Consider the following 15373-nt stretch of genomic DNA (forward strand, 5'->3'; position numbering starts at 1 on the left):
ATTTATAATAGAAACCTGGAGTGGTATTTATGAATAATACTAAAACTATAATTTTCAAATCTTCAATAAAAATTTTTTCCCAGAATGGCTATGATGGAGCTACAATGGATGCAATAGCTGCAGATGCAGGAGTTGCAAAGGGAACATTATATTATCATTTTAAAAGTAAAGAAGAGATATTTAAGTATATAATAATAGAGGGAATGGATATTATAAAAGATGAAATAGAGAAAATAGCTAATAATAAGCAGGATTCCCTGTCAAAATTGAAGGTACTTTGCAAGATACAGCTTGGGCTTGTATATGAGAGAAAAGAGTTTTTTAAGGTAGTAATGAGTCAACTTTGGGGACAGCAGGGCAGACAACTTGAATTGAGAGAGGCTGTAAACAATTACATAGTATATATACAGAAGTATCTTGAGAATGCGGTAAAAGAGGGTACTATAAAAAATGGAGATACCTGTTCTATGGCATATACACTGTTTGGGACCATATGTTCAGCTGCAGTCTATGAGTTGATAAATGAAGACAAACAGCACATTAATAAAGATAAGAAGAAATACACAAATATGATAGATAATATTATAAATTGTGTACTTTGTGGAATTACCGAGTAAGCGACCGGATACTCGCTTGAGAAGGTATCCGGTTACAGCTTATCTGATTTGATTATGGATATCAGTATTACAAAGGTTAATAATACTGATATTGCTATTCCTATAAGCCCGATTACTGGGAGGTTATATAATCTTGGATTAATATTTGAGTTTAAAATTAAACAGGATCCCATAAATATAGAGCATGATATGAATGAAAGAGAAAGTCTGTTTGTCATTTTATTGAATTGTTTTATATAGACATCTATTTTGTTTATTTTTATCTGGACTTTTGCTCTTCCGTTTAAAATTCCATTTATCAAAGATACTAATTTTGATGGAATTTTAAATGAATCTTTTGTAAAGTTGTAGTAATTTATTAGAATGTCATCAGGATTTAGGCTGTCTAGAATATAAGATTTACTGCTTCCCTTTACGAAAGGTATTGCTATATCTAAAATTTGAATATCTGGAGCTATTTCACTTACAAGACCCTCCACTATAATAAAACTTTTGGTTAGGAGAATAAGATCTTTTGGAAATTTTATATTGTTGTTTTTTGCGCAGTTGAAGATATCCAGAATCATTGAAGATATTTTTATGTTTTTAAGAGATGTAGATAAATAATTATCCATAAGAGTGCTTATGTCTTCATACAATCTATTTTTATCTACAAGCCCATTTTTTATGCCTATGGACATTATATTTGAGACAAGTTCATCCATATCTTTATATACTATTGAAATTATTATTTTATTTAATGAAGTTTTTAATGATGGTGATATATTTCCCATTATGCCGAAATCAAGAAAGCATATTTTTTTATCATGTATCAGTAAATTCCCGGGATGAGGATCGGCATGAAAGAAACCATCTGTAAAAACCTGTTTGAAAAAAGATTCAGCAAGTTTTTCGCCGGTATCTTTTAGATCGTATCCATTGTCTTTTAATTTCTTTATATCGTTTATTTTAAACCCGTCTATCTTTTCCATGGTTATGGTTTTGCTTTTTGACAAATTTTCAATTATATAGGGCACATGACAGAAGGCGACATTTTTGTTCAACCTTTTGAATTTTATCATGTTTTCAGCTTCGAGGTTAAAATCAAATTCCCTGTTTGTTGAGTATTTTAATTCATCGAGTACTTCTTCCGGATCTATTATGGAATCTTGAAATTTATTTTTAGCAATGTTTATTATTTTGTACAAGATTGTTATATCTATGTTCATTTTTTGTTTTATATTAGGTCTTTGAATCTTTACAATAACATCTCTTCCATCTTTAAGAACAGCATTGTGAACTTGTGCTATTGATCCGGATGCGAAAGGGTGCCTTTCAAATTCAAGGAAGCAGTCATCTATATTTTTGTTGAAATCACTGAAAAAGACTTCGTTTATAGCTTCAAATTTTTCGGGAGGTACATTATCTTGTAGTTTTGACAGTTCATCAATAAATTGTGAAGGTAGTATGTCAGGTCGTGAACTTAAAATCTGGCCTATTTTTATAAAGGTAGGTCCGAGTTCCTCAAAGGCCATTCTGAGATTTTGAGGTGAGTTTTTTCCTCGTGTCCTTATAAATTTAAAACCATATTTACTTAGTACCTTCACAATTTCTTTAAATCTTTTTGATGTTTTTTGTTTCATTCTTTATTTTACAACTAACAAATATAAGTTAGTTGTCTTTGAGCTTTTCCTCTATTTTTGTCAATCTTTCATTTATTGATGATATGTCGTCTTTTGAAGCGAAGTTCAAATCTTTTAAAGTTGAAAAAAGGTCTTCCTTGGTAAGTGGTTTTATCTGATCTTTTTTTGTTGATATGCTTTTCTTTAATTCTTCCGAAAGTTGCCTGCCTTCATCTACAGTCAGTTTGCCCTTTTCCACCATTTCCTGAATCAGTTTTGAAGCTTTTTCGTAGGTGCATGCGGCTGAACCAACACCTGCTAGAAATAAGTTTTTTAGTTCATTTAACATAAAACAAAACCTCCCTGATTTATTTTTTTATACTGTATATAAATATATTATGTTTTTATTGAATTATTATCATAAAAAATTGACAACAAAGACAATCTATAATAGAATATTAAGGTAGTCTTTGTTATGCACTCGTAGCTCAGCAGGATAGAGCAGCGGTTTCCTAAACCGCGTGCCGGAGGTTCGACTCCTCTCGAGTGCACCATAGTTAAAATTGTAATAGTGTATTTGTCTGTGATTAATCCTGTAAAATATATTTTATGGGATTTTTTATATGATAATTATATTTTTAGTTTAAATGAAAATAATATGAATTTCAATGTTATGATAAAAAGTTTACATTATGATAATATGTGGTGAAAACATGGATTTTATTAATGAAGCAGTAAATGAAGCATATTTGGCATTTGACATGGATGAAGTTCCTGTTGGGGCTGTGATAGTTAAAGATAACAAAATAATATCAAAAGCTCACAATATTAAAGAAAGTTCAAAAGATGTTACCTGTCATGCGGAAATACTTGCAATAAGGAAAGCTTCAAGAATTATAGGAAACTGGAGGCTTGATGGATGCAGTATGTATGTGACATTAGAGCCATGTCCTATGTGTGCAGGAGCCATAGTACAGTCAAGAATAAAGCATCTTTATATAGGTACGTTTAATCCTACATGTGGTGCTTGTGGTTCGATTATAAATATTGTACAGAATAGAAGATTGAACACTTTTATACATGTAAACTGGATTTATGACGAGGATTGTAGCTCTATTCTCGAGAAATTTTTCAAAATCAGGAGATTAAATTCGTAAATTAATTTGATTTATTTATAATGCTTTTGTATAATAAACTAGTGAGTGTTTTGGAGACGTATCGAAGTGGTCATAACGAGCCTGACTCGAAATCAGGTTGTCCGCAAGGGCACGTGAGTTCGAATCTCACCGTCTCCGCCATAAAAAAGGATGCCGCATTAACATATTTTTATGTTAATGCGGCATCTTTTTTTATAAATGAAATCAATGTTGAAGTATGCATACTTATTTGACACAATTAATATGCTGTAATATAATTGATATATCAATTATATTACAGTCAATTATATAAAGAAGAGGGTTGTTGCATGGAAGTTTCTTTTGATCAAACAATTGGTTTGAAATCAAGCAGGATGAACAGAAAAATGATAAGATTTTTGAACAGAAGTCTTGAATGGTATGAACTTACACTTGAACAATGGGTTGTTTTATCAACTTTGGCAGAGCAGGAGAGCATTAATCAGAAAACATTATCGATAAAAGCTGGAAAGGATCCAGCTTCACTTCTAAGAATATTAGATATTTTAGAAAGAAAAGGTTTTATAGAACGAAGGCAGTTTCAAGGAGACAGACGAGCGTCCTCTCTTTTTATCACAGATGAAGGTAAAAAATTACGAAATGAAGTAGCACCATATATTGAAGCACACTTTAAAAAAATTACAAATAATATTTCAGAGAGGGACATTGAAATCTATGAACAGGTTTTAAAAAAAATAGACCATAATCTCGATGAATTAATGGACGAGCAAAGAATCTAGCAATTTTTTAGTATTTTTAAACGCATTTTAATGGAGGCTATAAAGTAATGACAAGTTCGAAGACTATTTACGCTACAAACAAAAAGTCCTATAATATAGGGGCAATTAGTGCAGTATTAACAGTATCGGGATTTTTCTGTATGTTGAATGAAACAGTACTTAATATGGCACTTAAAAGTATTATGGTTCAATTCAATGTTTCGGCAATCACAGCTCAGTGGCTAAGCACTGGATATATGTTGATTATGGGAGTATTCATTCCTATATCGGCATTTTTTATTCAGACAATAAAGACAAGGCAGTTGTATATTGTATCCATGCTGATTTTTATTTTTGGAACATTGGTTTGCGGGTTTGCACCATTTTTTTCAATAGTTTTAATTGGACGTTTGATTCAAGCGATTGGTACTGGAATGTTGATTCCTAATATAGTAAATACAATTATTATAATCAATCCGGAAGATAAACGTGGAAAAGCATTAGGAATCTTTAATCTCGTAATGTTTTTTGCACCGGCGGTTGGTCCCGTCCTCTCAGGCGTTATTGTTCAATATCTAAATTGGAGATGGCTTTTTTTCATCATTTTGCCTTGTGGTATTGCAGCCATGATTATGGGAATTATTCATCTTGAAAATGTAACTGAATTATCAAAGCCAAGGCTTGATATTATTTCAATTCTGATGTCTACTATAGGTTTCGGTGGTTTGATTTATGGAGCGAGCAATCTTGGGTCGAATGATATGGCATTAATTTTGAGTCCACTGCTTGTTAGCATTGTTTCATTAATTTTGTTTTCTTTAAGACAGTTACGCCTTGAGGAGCCAATGCTTAACATGGGAGTTTTTAGATATCCGATGTTTACGATTGGAACGTTGCTGATTATTATTATGCATATGGTTAATTTTGCGATTATGCTGCTACTTCCTCTTTTTATGGAAGGAGCGATGGGATTAAGTGCATTTACGGCTGGATTAATTATGCTTCCAGGTGGAATTGTTAATGGAATTGCAGCTCCGATTTCAGGAAGTATTTATGACAAGTACGGGCCAAAGGTTTTGATTTTTCCGGGCTTCTTGATTTCTGCAATTGTATTTTTCATATTTTCACATGTAATAACTGTTTCAATTTCGATTTCTATGATTATAATTTTACACTGTATATCTTTAATTGCTGTCGGGATGATAAATACGCCTACCCAAACAAATAGTTTGAATCAGCTGTCGCATGAATTGTATCCCCATGGGACTGCAATTACAAATACACTGCAGCAAATTGGCGGAGCATTTGGGACGTCGCTTTTTGTTGCAATTATGACTGCCACACAAAAGAACTATTTGAACGATATCGGAAGAAATGACGCTGTAAGTCAGACGATGGGCTTAGCTGCAGGAGTAAGACAATCTTTAACAGTAGCATTTTTCGTTCTGATTGTAGGACTTGTTCTTTCTTTCTTTGTAAAACGTAATTCCAACAAAGATATAGAAAGCGATTTTAATGGAAAAGATATTTCTGAAAAAAAAGAAGCTTGAGAAGAGAAATTACCAGCTGCTAAGGAAAGCTGGTAATTTTTTATGCCTCTTAAGATTTATTTTAAGGGCGTTTTTTTCTTTCATGTAAAGATATTTGCGTGAATTGCTCCACAACTAGAAAAATATCCTAGCGAACTGTCTGGTGGACAACGCCAGCGTGTAGCTGCCGCACGGGCAATGGCAAAACGTTCGCCACTGATTTTCGCAGACGAGTCAACCGGAGCATTGGATTCAAGCTCTGCAACAGAATTGTTGTCATCACTTTTCGAGGTAAATCATACCATTGGAACAATTATCCTGATGGTAACCCATGATCCGTATGCTGCAAGCTATACCGACAAAATCTTGTATTTTAAAGATGGTCGTATCATTTCTGAACTGAAAAAGAATAATCGCAGTCGCCGCGATTTCTATGGAGAAATCATAAAGGAAGCCGTGCATCAAGATGAGAAACGGTAAGGAGGTCAGCATCATGAAATTATCAGTAATAGCATTGAAAAATCTAAAAAAGAATTTTTAATTTTATTCCATTTATCTATTCTCTGTATTATTTGTGCTAATGATTTTCTTTTGTTTTACTGGAATTAGTTCGTTTGGAAAAGAAAAGCGAAAGGCCAGTAAAAATATATGCACCACTGGCAGTTTGGGGAGCGTTATTTCTTATTGCCGGATAAGACCAAGGCCGATATTGGTGCTGTATATACTTTAGAACTTGGGAATGGAGAGAAAGTTTCTGTTACGGTTATGGATACTAGTCTGCAAAATCCCATTGGATTTGCAAATAGTGTAGGTACATTGATTATATCTGATGATCTTTATAAGAGATTATTGGACAGTGGATTGTGATGATAATTTTTGCTAAAGACAATTTTTTAGTTGAAGATTTAACAGCAATTGCAAATAAACTTTATAGTAGTGAACCTACTGTTTCCAATCACTTGCAGCATATATTTGAAAAATTGGAAGTCAGTTCATCCGCTGAAGCTGTGACAAAGGTGTTGACAATAAAACTTGTATTGGAGGCTTTATTGTAGACGAAGAAAAAATTTAAAAAAGAGCCGACATTACGGTATCATAGGTTTTGCTTTTGTTTTATTTCTATTAAGATTAAAAATACTCTGCTGAAAAGAATCAATTATAGTTATCAGGCTGAAGCAGATGCAGTTTTGTATCTGTTTCGGCCTGACTTTTTAGGTATATAGATAATGGAATTTATGATTTTAAATGCAGTTAGAAGATATGTTTTACTGAGAAACGGTAAATAATGAATAGAAGAACTTTTTCTTTTCCATCAACTCATCAAAGGTTCCCTTTTCTTCTATTATTCCGTTTTTGAGAACAAGAATCTCATCATATTTGCGAAGCAAGATTTTCTCAAGCCTATGTGTTACAATAATGCGGGTTAATCCCGATATGTCCAGAATGGAGTTGCTGACCGAAAAGGCTGTTTTAGTATCCAGTGCCGCTGTAGCCTCGTCAACAAGCATTACAGGTGTTCTACGCAGCAGACAGCGGGCAATGGAAATACGCTGACGCTCTCCTCCGGACAAGCCACTTCCGTTTTCGCCGCAGGCATAATTTTCTCCCTTATCGGCAATAAGTTCAGACAATCCAGACAACTTTCCAACTCTTTCTACATCCTTTTTTGCAAACTCTTTAAACATGGTAATATTATTTCCTACAGTGCTGTTGAATACAAATACATTTTGCTGTACAAGGGAAACAATATCATACAGCGAAGAGGAATCGATATTACGCAGCTCATTTCCGTCAAACAGAATTTTTCCAGTATAATCTTCTCTGCTTCCCATAAGTAGGTTCAGCAAGGTTGATTTTCCGCTTCCAGAAGCACCTACTACAGCATAACTTTTGCCAGCTTCAAAGTGGAGGTTGAGATTTTTAAGTACTGGTGCATTTTCGTCATAGCCAAAGCTGAAGTTCTTCAATTCAATTCCCGTCTTCAAAACAGGAGAGAGTACAATACCTTCTTTGCGAAAATTTATGTGTACGGCTTCAGCCAGTTTGTCAATTAATGCGTATGCTGCTTTCCTGTTGGAAAGAATCCTTGGAACCTCGGCAATTGGAGCAAGCACATAGTTCATAAGCTGAACAAATACAATGACTATACCGGCTGTGACGCCTGAGCCAGAGATTGCCAAATATGCGCCGAATAAAAATACACCAAACTGAGATAATACGCCTGCCATAAATCCTATTATCTGGATGATGCTTTCTGTTCTACGTCGTCTGCACTTGGCTTCTTCTGCATCAGTGTTGCTTCTTCTAAAAATACGAGTAACCTCGTTCTCTGCTTTGAAGCTTTTAATTACAGAGAATCCGGACAAAAGATCTTTTACCATACCAACGAAGCTTTCATTTCGATTGGAAACAATTTTTTCCTTTTCAGCAAGATGATTCCCCGTAACAAGAGAAGCAATTACCGGAATAATGGAAAGCAAAAAGGCTGTTAATGTCAGAAGCGGACTATAATACAGCATAAGTGCAAAGGCACCTGCAAACGTAAGTATTTGCTCAAACAGTGTCAATATCTGTGAAAGATAATTATTCTCTATACTTAAAGCGTCGTTTGATAATGCAGAAATGTAGGATGAGGTGTTCTCACTGGAAAACGCGTTGATACTTTTCTTTGACAGCTCCTTAAAGGCATATTCTTTATATTGACACATTGCCTTTTTTATAAAACGTGGTCTGGCGTAGTAATCCAGGGCTGAAGCTATAAGCAGTTCTACTACAATTACTGCTAGAATAAAGGCAAGCTGCAGAAGTGAAAATCTCTTTTCAACACCTGATGCAGCATCTATAATTTGCTGCATTATCCAGGAAGTAAGCAGAGTGCCAATAGAAGTGAGTACCACTCCAATGATTGCTATACAAAGGTTAAGTTTATTATGTTGATAAAATTTACTTGTAAATTCGCTTCGATAGGTAGGAAAAGTTTTATTCTTCATTTTCAATTTTCCTCCATAGCTGCATCAGAACTGTGCCGCTTTTTTTATCCAAAGACAAGCAGTTCTTAATTCCATCCACAATATTTTCACCAAAACCGTCTCCAGCGGTTTTATCATCTCCACAGTAAAATTTTATATTTTTTATACTGTAGGCCTGCCCACCATGTAGTAGCTTTTCTGTTTCCCAAAGTAGTCCCAAGTTCAATGCCCGCCTAAGGTATTTCTCTGCAGTTTCAGTATCGTTCACTACTGTGGCTGACTGGGCACAGGCGGTAAGCAGGATTACTTGCATTCTGTCCAGATAAGAAATCTGACCGGGAATTTTTAAGCCATCCAACAAATGATACATCCAAAGAATGACTTCTCTAGACAAGTCTTCCTTTCCAACATTGTGATGGCAGATGGAAAGTCCTAATGTTGATAGGAACAATTTTAGAATATTATCAGAAAAAGCATCCGAAAGATAGGGAAATGCTTCTTCGCACTGGTCGTTTTGAGAAAGAATCATTCCAATAGTTTCGTTGTTGATTCCACAGTCATTATTCTTTTTTAAATGCGTAAGTGCCAAATCTATCTTCCCCATGGATATATAAAGTTCTGCTATAGCGATATTAATCGATAGTTCACTGACTTTCTCGTTTGTATTCTGGGAAATTAAGGCACAGGATTTGTTATACAAATCCAAAGAGCGCTTGATTGATGCTTTATCTGATCTTTCTACTCCGATAAAATTAAACAAAACAGCACTTTGATAAACGATATCAAAATTGTTTGGATATCTCTGAAGTGCTTTGTTTGCCTCTTTTTTACCCTCATCTATTTTCTTTTTCATGCGCAGTTCGTATATTTTCTCTGAGGTTTGTTTTGCTGTCTTGCAATTAAGCTGATATCCCAAAAGAACATCTACTGATACCTCGAATAAATCTGCCAGCTCCGGCAGCATAGCGATATCTGGATTTGAAAGACCGCTTTCCCATTTTGACACGGCTCCAACAGTGACATTTACTGCCTCTGCAAGCTTCTCCTGTGTCAATCCAAGCTGCTTGCGGTATATGCGAATGTTTCTACCAATTTTCATATTCATATCTCTGCTCCTTTTATGTTTATTGCTATCATTATAAATGCTTAATTAAGAGTATGGAAGATACTAATAATCAAAATAGTATAATTATTTTTTTACCATTAGTATAATTTTTCGCAGGTTGGTATTTTTTAGATAAACCGTGGAATTACTATAAATATCAAAATGCAGACTAGATACAGACTGTTTACTCCAAGAGCAATTTTTGTATTGCTATCTCTTAATTTGTATCCACCAAACAGTAAAAGCGAGTAGCAGAAACTGATTAAAATAAGGATGCAGTAGCCGATTATGACAGCAGTGGCATTTGGATCAGTAGGACTCCAAAAGAAGACTATTGTAAAAGGAATCAAAATGGTTATCAATGCAATTGTACTTAATATTTTATTTTTCATGTGGATGTACCACCTTTCCATTTAAAAATTAGTATCGTTTTTGTCCATTTCTCAGAAATATGCCTGCTGTTTTTCGTTTCTTATGGCTAGTGGTTGATTTCAGGGGATTTGTCAACATAACAATTGAGAACGTAAGCAAAAGCATGACGCAGAGGGACAAAATAGACAAAGTAAGATTTCCAAATCCGGAAGTATTCATGAATGTTCCTGTATCAAATCTAACAAGCGTAAAGCCGGCTAGAATCGGGTACAGGCTGCGCATAGTGATATTTTTAATAAACATGGAACTATATCCGAGTAGAAAGGATACAATAACACCTCCCATGAAAATTCCTGGTTTCCTGCTTGTAAAAGCAACGATTGGTAAAATGGCGATGTATGTGAAAACTGACATTCCAAGTGTTTGTAGAAGGCTTGTGAGCAAAACAGCAATGCTTAAACCTGAAATTCCATACAATGTTCCTACAATCAGCGTTACCGTATAACTGTAAAGTCCTAGTATTATACTTAAGATTCCCATTGTCAGCAATTTTCCAAGCAGCAGACTTTGAAAGCTTATTGGAACAGGCAGAATGTTTTTCAAAGTATTATCCGTATATTCCCTGCTAATCAAATACCCGCCGATCAGTGTAAAAATTACAGGCATGAAAATTGTAGTGCTGTTCCAGATGGAGCTGCTCATGAGGGCTGTAAAATCAAAATTCTGTACCTTGCCTTCTTCGGTAATAACTGCTTGTGTAAATATGGACAGGATTGTTGGAAAAACCATACCGACAAAGCCTATAATTAAAATATGAAGCCGTTTTAATTTTTTAAATTCAGTTTTTATAATGCTTAGCATCATAGCTATTCCCCCTTTTATATTTCTCTGTGCTCATAGATGCGAATCATCAAAAATATACAAAACGCCGCTTCCATAAGAAGTATGCAGAAGCATACCGGTGTAGATACAAAATGCTGGCTGAAATGATTATAAAATTCCGTTTGAATTTTGCCAACCGGAGTACTGAACTGATACAACCAGCGGAAAATGATTGGAATTGGCATGAATGTTCCAACATTGAATCCTAGAGGCTGCGTCAAAATCGTGTTGCTTAAATGCATGGCATAATTCAGAAGTGTGTAGAAGAACACAATAATTACAGAAAGAACATAGCTTTTGTTGAACCAGACAACGAAAACAATGCATGGAAGCGCAGCTGCCCATAGAAGTATTCCCGTAGCTGCTGTCAATACGAATTCAAAAGGAAGATTTACAAGCGGAATATGATGCATGGATGTTATTACTGCACAGATGGTAAATCCAACAATTTGAAATGCTGTTGAAAATATAAGCAGTACCAGAAGCTTTGCAAGCACAAGACGATTTTTTGACACGGGGATGCAAAGCAGATTTTTTAGAGTGTCATTGTCATGTTCCGAGAAAAACAGGCTGGAGGCCAGGATAACCAGCAGGGGCATCAGCAGTAAAAAGCCGCTGTCCTCACGAACGAAGCTTATCATATCGGAAAAATTCACATTTGATACTCCTGAAACTAAAGCTGAACCCAAAATAGGAAAAATAAAAGAAGCCAGCAGGGCAAGAGAAAAAATTTTCTTTCGCTTCAATTTTTTAAATTCGCAGAGAATCAGGTTACGCAATTCCTTCACCTCCGGTTATACGCTTAAAATAGTCTTCCAGGGTATCTTCACAGGTGTGCGCTTCGGATACTTCCAATCCACTTTCAATAAACGCTCGATTTAGTGATGCTGCAGATAAAGTATTGTCGTATATACGAAGACTGTGATCATCTTCAATTGTAAATTTTTTTATTCCAAAAGTTTCTTCTATAATCCTGCCGGCCTGTGCTGTGTCGGAAACAATAAAGTGAATGTATTTATGATTATTTTTTTCCAGCGTGGCAAGGCTTTCTTCTTCGAGCAATACGCCATGGTCAATTATTCCAATATCATCTGCAAGTAGGGATATTTCTGATAGAATATGGCTGGATATCAAAATGGTTTTCCCTTTTACATAACAAAGATTCCTGATAAATGAACGTACTTCGGCAATTCCAATAGGATCGAGGCCATTGATTGGTTCGTCTAAAATCAACAGTTCAGGATCGTGCATAATAGCTAGTGCAATGGCAAGGCGCTGTTTCATGCCAAGAGAATAATTAGAAAACAGTTTTTTGTCTTTAAAGGGGAGCCCTACAACATCCAGTGCTTCTTTTACAGCGTTGCGCTTGGAAACGCCACGGAGTTCGGCAAATATTTTAAGATTTTCTGTGCCTGTAAGGTTTGGATAGAAACCTGGTCCCTCAATCAAGCTGCCTATGCGGGGAAGAATTTTTCTTTCATTTCCCTGAATATTTTTACCAAAAATTTTAACTTCTCCGGAAGTAGGTTTTGTTAGACTTAAGAGAATTTTCATGGTAGTCGTTTTTCCAGCTCCGTTTCTGCCGAGCAGGCCATAAATACGACCTTTTTTTACATGTATATTAAGATTTGCAACGCTTTTTTGTTCTCCATATTGTTTAGTAAGATTTATTGTTTCAATTATAAAATCACTCAAATTAGTAACCTCCTTTTCTTGTTAAAATTAGTCTATCATATCAATCTTGCAAAAACCTTGTGAAAGCCTTGCAAAAACCTTGCAATTCATATAAAATAAATCCCTGCTGTAAGACAGGGATTTTATCAATTACATAAAGGAAATAAAAGGGTAAAAATAGTGTATTTATTTAATTCACTTTGTACAGTGATTTTGCCGTTCATTTTTTTTGTCATTTGCTGGACAATGGATAATCCTAGGCCACTTCCTTTATTGGATCTTCCTGTGTCACATTTGTAAAGTCTTTCGAAGATGTGTTTCAGGTGTGACTTTTCAATGCCTGAGCCATTATCCTGCACCACAATTTGAATTTCCGCTTCTTTTTTTGACATGTGAATTTGAATTTGTGTAGCTTGACTGTGGGTGATTACGTTTTGGATTAAGTTGTTTATAATGCGTGAATACCCATCACAATCTACTTTTGCCTGCAGTGGTTTTTCAGGGAGTTCGATTTCATAATCAAGATGCTTTTCTTCGAAAATGGGAATCCAGTCTTTCAGTATATTTCGAGTCAGTTCTGCAAGTTCTATCTGTTCTACAGACAGGGAGAATTCACTGGAGTTAAGTTTAAACCAATCAAATAAAACATCGATGTATTCCTTTAGATCATGTGCTTTGCGTCTTGCAGTTTCAATATAATCATGTTGACTTTTCCCCGTTATGACTCCTCTATGAACGGCATCCAGATAGCCAATGAGAGTAGTAAGTGGTGTTCTTACATCATGAGAAAGGCTTGTCATAAGCTGGCGGTTGTTTTCATCTGCAGATTTAAGCTTTGAAAGCTGCTCTTCGTAGGAATAGATAATTTCGTTTATTTTATAGGAAAGGTCTGCAGTCAGTTCACTGTTTGAAGCAAGGATTCTTCGGCTTCCGTTTCCGCTTTGAATATCGACGAGGATATTTGTCATATCCTTGAGCTGACGTTTTACACCTATTAGTTTTGTAAAGTAAATTATGCTGGATAAAAACGAAAGGAAAAATAATGTTACTAAAATTATGTATACGAGCATTATACTACACCTCTCTATTGAAACGATAGCCAATTCCCTTTATCGTCTGGATATAAAATGGTTTACTTGAGCTAGGTTCGATCTTTTTACGCAGCCTGCTTATAATTGCCATAATGTTGCTGTCGTCATAAACATAAGGTTCTCCCCATACCTCTTCGTAAATCTGTTGTTTGGTTAGAATCTTGCCTTGATTTTTTGCACAAAAGAGCAGCAGGCCAAATTCTTTTGGAGGCAGCTCGAAGGTGCCGTTTTTCGTGGTAACACTTCGGTTGTCGAGGTCTATGTCTAGCCCTTTATAGGTAAGAGAGGAAGGGCTGCCTGACGCATTAAAACGTGTGTATCTCCGTATAAGTGAAATTATTCGTGCAATTAGTTCTTCCATATCAAAGGGCTTTGTCAAGTAGTCGTCTGCACCGGATCGAAGTCCGTGTACTTTTGACGTACTGTCACTTTTAGAAGTCAGCATGAGAATAGGAAGACTGCTTTGCGATCTTATTTTTTCCATCGTTTGAAAGCCATCCATTCCAGGCATCATTACATCTAAAAGAATAAGCTGGTAATCATTCTTTTCAAGCATTGCAAGTCCGTCCGTGCCGGAATAGCAGTAGTCGGCATTTATTTTTTCTTTTAATATACTTTCTTTAATGAGGATGCATAACTCTTTGTCATCGTCAATTATTAAGATATTATAATTCAATTTCGACCTCCTTATGTTATAATTAAGGTTTAAAGATAATAATATAACGTAGATATGTATGTAATAGTTAACCAAAATTATTACGATCTCATATAATGTTTTAGAATCTATATAAATGAGGTGGCAATTTTAATGTATATTTATATGATACCCTTTTTTATAAATAAAGAAAATTATAATGAAGATACCGTTTAATAAAATAAAGTCACAGTACGGAGCGTGTGAACATGTATAAAAAATGTAATGCTTATATTGGAAAAAATAACCCTGAAATAAAATCTTCAAGATTTATAGTTAATACAGATGAGAAAAAAACAGAATGTCTCTTGAAATTTCCTAATTATTGGTGGAGCAGAGGTTATGAATATGCCTGGGCATCAAATTTTTTGGAGAAAAATGATACCTGTCTTGATGCAGCTTGTGGAATTCCTCATCCTTTTAAATTTTATTTAGCAAGTGTATGTAAAAATGTGTATGCCTGTGATATTGATACTGATATTTTGGATGAAAATAAAATTTTATCAGAAGTTGGGAAATGTTTTGATGAAGAAGATGTCAAGAAAGCTGCAAATTATATAAGTAAAATAAATTTTTCGAATAGCAACCTGACAAACCTTCCCTATGGGGATAATAAGTTTGATAAAATTTATTGTATTTCAGTACTTGAGCACCTTTCAGATCATGATAAGGAAAATGGAATAAATGAGTTTTACAGGGTTTTAAAAAAAGATGGCTTACTTGTATTAACGGTTGATTATCCAACAGTTGATTTGAATTTATTAACTAGTAAATTAAAAAAGGCAGGATTTAAATTTGTGGATTCAATTAATTGTGATATATGTCATAATGCTATATATTCTAAAGTATCAGGTGGATTATATTGTTTTAGATTATTATTGAGAAAATAATTTAATAACTTTAGCAAAAAGTAAAATAAATGCGACCAAATAAATGGCCGGCATT

At 34.7% G+C, this 15373-nt stretch carries 18 protein-coding genes and 2 tRNA genes; 10 read left to right on the forward strand and 10 right to left on the reverse strand.

Annotation, left to right across the window (positions count from 1 at the left end; genetic code table 11):
• The first annotated feature begins 29 nt into the window (after positions 1 to 29).
• Positions 30 to 617 carry a TetR/AcrR family transcriptional regulator gene (locus AC4CVH_RS14400; protein ID WP_490788439.1) on the forward strand — a complete coding sequence of 196 codons (588 nt, stop codon included), beginning with the start codon at positions 30 to 32 and terminating at the stop codon, positions 615 to 617.
• 32 nt (positions 618 to 649) lie between these two features.
• Here the strand turns inward: AC4CVH_RS14400 and AC4CVH_RS14405 are convergent, their stop codons facing one another.
• On the reverse strand, positions 650 to 2239 hold the full coding sequence (locus AC4CVH_RS14405) for an ABC1 kinase family protein (protein WP_490788440.1): 1590 nt from the start codon (positions 2237 to 2239) through the stop codon (positions 650 to 652).
• Between the two features lie 28 nt (positions 2240 to 2267).
• Positions 2268 to 2567 (reverse strand): phasin family protein, encoded by a 300-nt coding sequence (locus AC4CVH_RS14410; RefSeq protein WP_490788441.1) that lies wholly within the window; start codon positions 2565 to 2567, stop codon positions 2268 to 2270.
• A gap of 128 nt (positions 2568 to 2695) precedes the next feature.
• Between AC4CVH_RS14410 and AC4CVH_RS14415 the strand changes: the two genes are divergently transcribed.
• The 8 genes from AC4CVH_RS14415 (at position 2696) to AC4CVH_RS14450 (ending at position 6696) form a co-directional block, all read left to right on the forward strand.
• Positions 2696 to 2772, forward strand: a tRNA-Arg gene (locus AC4CVH_RS14415).
• A gap of 159 nt (positions 2773 to 2931) precedes the next feature.
• Complete coding sequence (locus AC4CVH_RS14420; RefSeq protein ID WP_490788442.1) at positions 2932 to 3375, forward strand: nucleoside deaminase; 444 nt, start codon at positions 2932 to 2934, stop codon at positions 3373 to 3375.
• A 52-nt stretch (positions 3376 to 3427) separates the two neighbouring features.
• Positions 3428 to 3516: transfer RNA gene (locus tag AC4CVH_RS14425), tRNA-Ser, on the forward strand.
• Positions 3517 to 3683: 167 nt separating this feature from the next.
• Entirely contained in the window at positions 3684 to 4133 is a 450-nt protein-coding gene (locus AC4CVH_RS14430; RefSeq protein ID WP_490788443.1) for a MarR family winged helix-turn-helix transcriptional regulator, read from the forward strand.
• A 47-nt stretch (positions 4134 to 4180) separates the two neighbouring features.
• The gene (locus AC4CVH_RS14435) at positions 4181 to 5662 is read left to right on the forward strand and encodes an MDR family MFS transporter (protein WP_490788444.1); all 1482 of its coding nucleotides are present in this window, start codon (positions 4181 to 4183) and stop codon (positions 5660 to 5662) included.
• A 102-nt stretch (positions 5663 to 5764) separates the two neighbouring features.
• Positions 5765 to 6121, forward strand: a complete 357-nt coding sequence (locus tag AC4CVH_RS14440; protein WP_490788472.1) for an ATP-binding cassette domain-containing protein — start codon at positions 5765 to 5767, stop codon at positions 6119 to 6121.
• 204 nt (positions 6122 to 6325) lie between these two features.
• On the forward strand, positions 6326 to 6508 hold the full coding sequence (locus tag AC4CVH_RS14445; RefSeq protein ID WP_490788445.1) for a hypothetical protein: 183 nt from the start codon (positions 6326 to 6328) through the stop codon (positions 6506 to 6508).
• Positions 6508 to 6696 carry a LuxR C-terminal-related transcriptional regulator gene (locus tag AC4CVH_RS14450; RefSeq protein ID WP_490788473.1) on the forward strand — a complete coding sequence of 63 codons (189 nt, stop codon included), beginning with the start codon at positions 6508 to 6510 and terminating at the stop codon, positions 6694 to 6696. The genes AC4CVH_RS14445 and AC4CVH_RS14450 overlap by 1 nt, the downstream gene beginning before the upstream one ends.
• A gap of 210 nt (positions 6697 to 6906) precedes the next feature.
• On the opposite strand, the gene AC4CVH_RS14455 is transcribed toward AC4CVH_RS14450, so the two are convergent.
• The 8 genes from AC4CVH_RS14455 to AC4CVH_RS14490 all read right to left on the reverse strand — a co-directional run bounded on the left by AC4CVH_RS14455 (position 6907) and on the right by AC4CVH_RS14490 (position 14410).
• Positions 6907 to 8631, reverse strand: a complete 1725-nt coding sequence (locus tag AC4CVH_RS14455) for an ABC transporter ATP-binding protein (protein WP_490788446.1) — start codon at positions 8629 to 8631, stop codon at positions 6907 to 6909.
• Complete coding sequence (locus tag AC4CVH_RS14460; protein WP_490788447.1) at positions 8621 to 9715, reverse strand: helix-turn-helix domain-containing protein; 1095 nt, start codon at positions 9713 to 9715, stop codon at positions 8621 to 8623. The genes AC4CVH_RS14455 and AC4CVH_RS14460 overlap by 11 nt, the downstream gene beginning before the upstream one ends.
• Positions 9716 to 9843: 128 nt before the next feature.
• Positions 9844 to 10107: a hypothetical protein gene (locus AC4CVH_RS14465; protein WP_490788448.1), complete on the reverse strand. Its 264-nt coding sequence runs from the start codon at positions 10105 to 10107 to the stop codon at positions 9844 to 9846.
• A 28-nt stretch (positions 10108 to 10135) separates the two neighbouring features.
• A complete protein-coding gene (locus AC4CVH_RS14470; RefSeq protein WP_490788449.1) occupies positions 10136 to 10951 on the reverse strand; it encodes an ABC transporter permease in 816 nt (271 codons plus the stop codon).
• A 14-nt stretch (positions 10952 to 10965) separates the two neighbouring features.
• Complete coding sequence (locus tag AC4CVH_RS14475; protein WP_490788450.1) at positions 10966 to 11757, reverse strand: ABC transporter permease; 792 nt, start codon at positions 11755 to 11757, stop codon at positions 10966 to 10968.
• Positions 11741 to 12664 carry an ABC transporter ATP-binding protein gene (locus AC4CVH_RS14480; protein ID WP_490788451.1) on the reverse strand — a complete coding sequence of 308 codons (924 nt, stop codon included), beginning with the start codon at positions 12662 to 12664 and terminating at the stop codon, positions 11741 to 11743. The genes AC4CVH_RS14475 and AC4CVH_RS14480 overlap by 17 nt, the downstream gene beginning before the upstream one ends.
• Before the next feature lie 125 nt (positions 12665 to 12789).
• A complete protein-coding gene (locus AC4CVH_RS14485; RefSeq protein ID WP_490788474.1) occupies positions 12790 to 13716 on the reverse strand; it encodes a sensor histidine kinase in 927 nt (308 codons plus the stop codon).
• 1 nt (position 13717) lies between these two features.
• Entirely contained in the window at positions 13718 to 14410 is a 693-nt protein-coding gene (locus AC4CVH_RS14490) for a response regulator transcription factor (RefSeq protein ID WP_490788452.1), read from the reverse strand.
• 227 nt (positions 14411 to 14637) lie between these two features.
• On the opposite strand from AC4CVH_RS14490, the gene AC4CVH_RS14495 reads away from it, so the two are divergent.
• Positions 14638 to 15318, forward strand: a complete 681-nt coding sequence (locus AC4CVH_RS14495; RefSeq protein ID WP_490788453.1) for a class I SAM-dependent methyltransferase — start codon at positions 14638 to 14640, stop codon at positions 15316 to 15318.
• Positions 15319 to 15373: the final 55 nt, after the last annotated feature.

The sequence above is a fragment of the Clostridium pabulibutyricum genome (genome assembly GCF_058242705.1).

What these genes read in the sequence shown, in the direction of transcription:
- AC4CVH_RS14460 (WP_490788447.1), bottom strand. Translation starts at nt 9,715, where the DNA reads ATGAATATGAAAATTGGTAGAAACATTCGCATATACCGCAAGCAGCTT.
- AC4CVH_RS14450 (WP_490788473.1), top strand. Translation starts at nt 6,508, where the DNA reads ATGATAATTTTTGCTAAAGACAATTTTTTAGTTGAAGATTTAACAGCA.
- AC4CVH_RS14435 (WP_490788444.1), top strand. Translation starts at nt 4,181, where the DNA reads ATGACAAGTTCGAAGACTATTTACGCTACAAACAAAAAGTCCTATAAT.
- AC4CVH_RS14465 (WP_490788448.1), bottom strand. Translation starts at nt 10,107, where the DNA reads ATGAAAAATAAAATATTAAGTACAATTGCATTGATAACCATTTTGATT.
- AC4CVH_RS14430 (WP_490788443.1), top strand. Translation starts at nt 3,684, where the DNA reads ATGGAAGTTTCTTTTGATCAAACAATTGGTTTGAAATCAAGCAGGATG.
- AC4CVH_RS14470 (WP_490788449.1), bottom strand. Translation starts at nt 10,951, where the DNA reads ATGATGCTAAGCATTATAAAAACTGAATTTAAAAAATTAAAACGGCTT.
- AC4CVH_RS14400 (WP_490788439.1), top strand. Translation starts at nt 30, where the DNA reads ATGAATAATACTAAAACTATAATTTTCAAATCTTCAATAAAAATTTTT.
- AC4CVH_RS14455 (WP_490788446.1), bottom strand. Translation starts at nt 8,631, where the DNA reads ATGAAGAATAAAACTTTTCCTACCTATCGAAGCGAATTTACAAGTAAA.
- AC4CVH_RS14410 (WP_490788441.1), bottom strand. Translation starts at nt 2,567, where the DNA reads ATGTTAAATGAACTAAAAAACTTATTTCTAGCAGGTGTTGGTTCAGCC.
- AC4CVH_RS14405 (WP_490788440.1), bottom strand. Translation starts at nt 2,239, where the DNA reads ATGAAACAAAAAACATCAAAAAGATTTAAAGAAATTGTGAAGGTACTA.
- AC4CVH_RS14495 (WP_490788453.1), top strand. Translation starts at nt 14,638, where the DNA reads ATGTATAAAAAATGTAATGCTTATATTGGAAAAAATAACCCTGAAATA.
- AC4CVH_RS14420 (WP_490788442.1), top strand. Translation starts at nt 2,932, where the DNA reads ATGGATTTTATTAATGAAGCAGTAAATGAAGCATATTTGGCATTTGAC.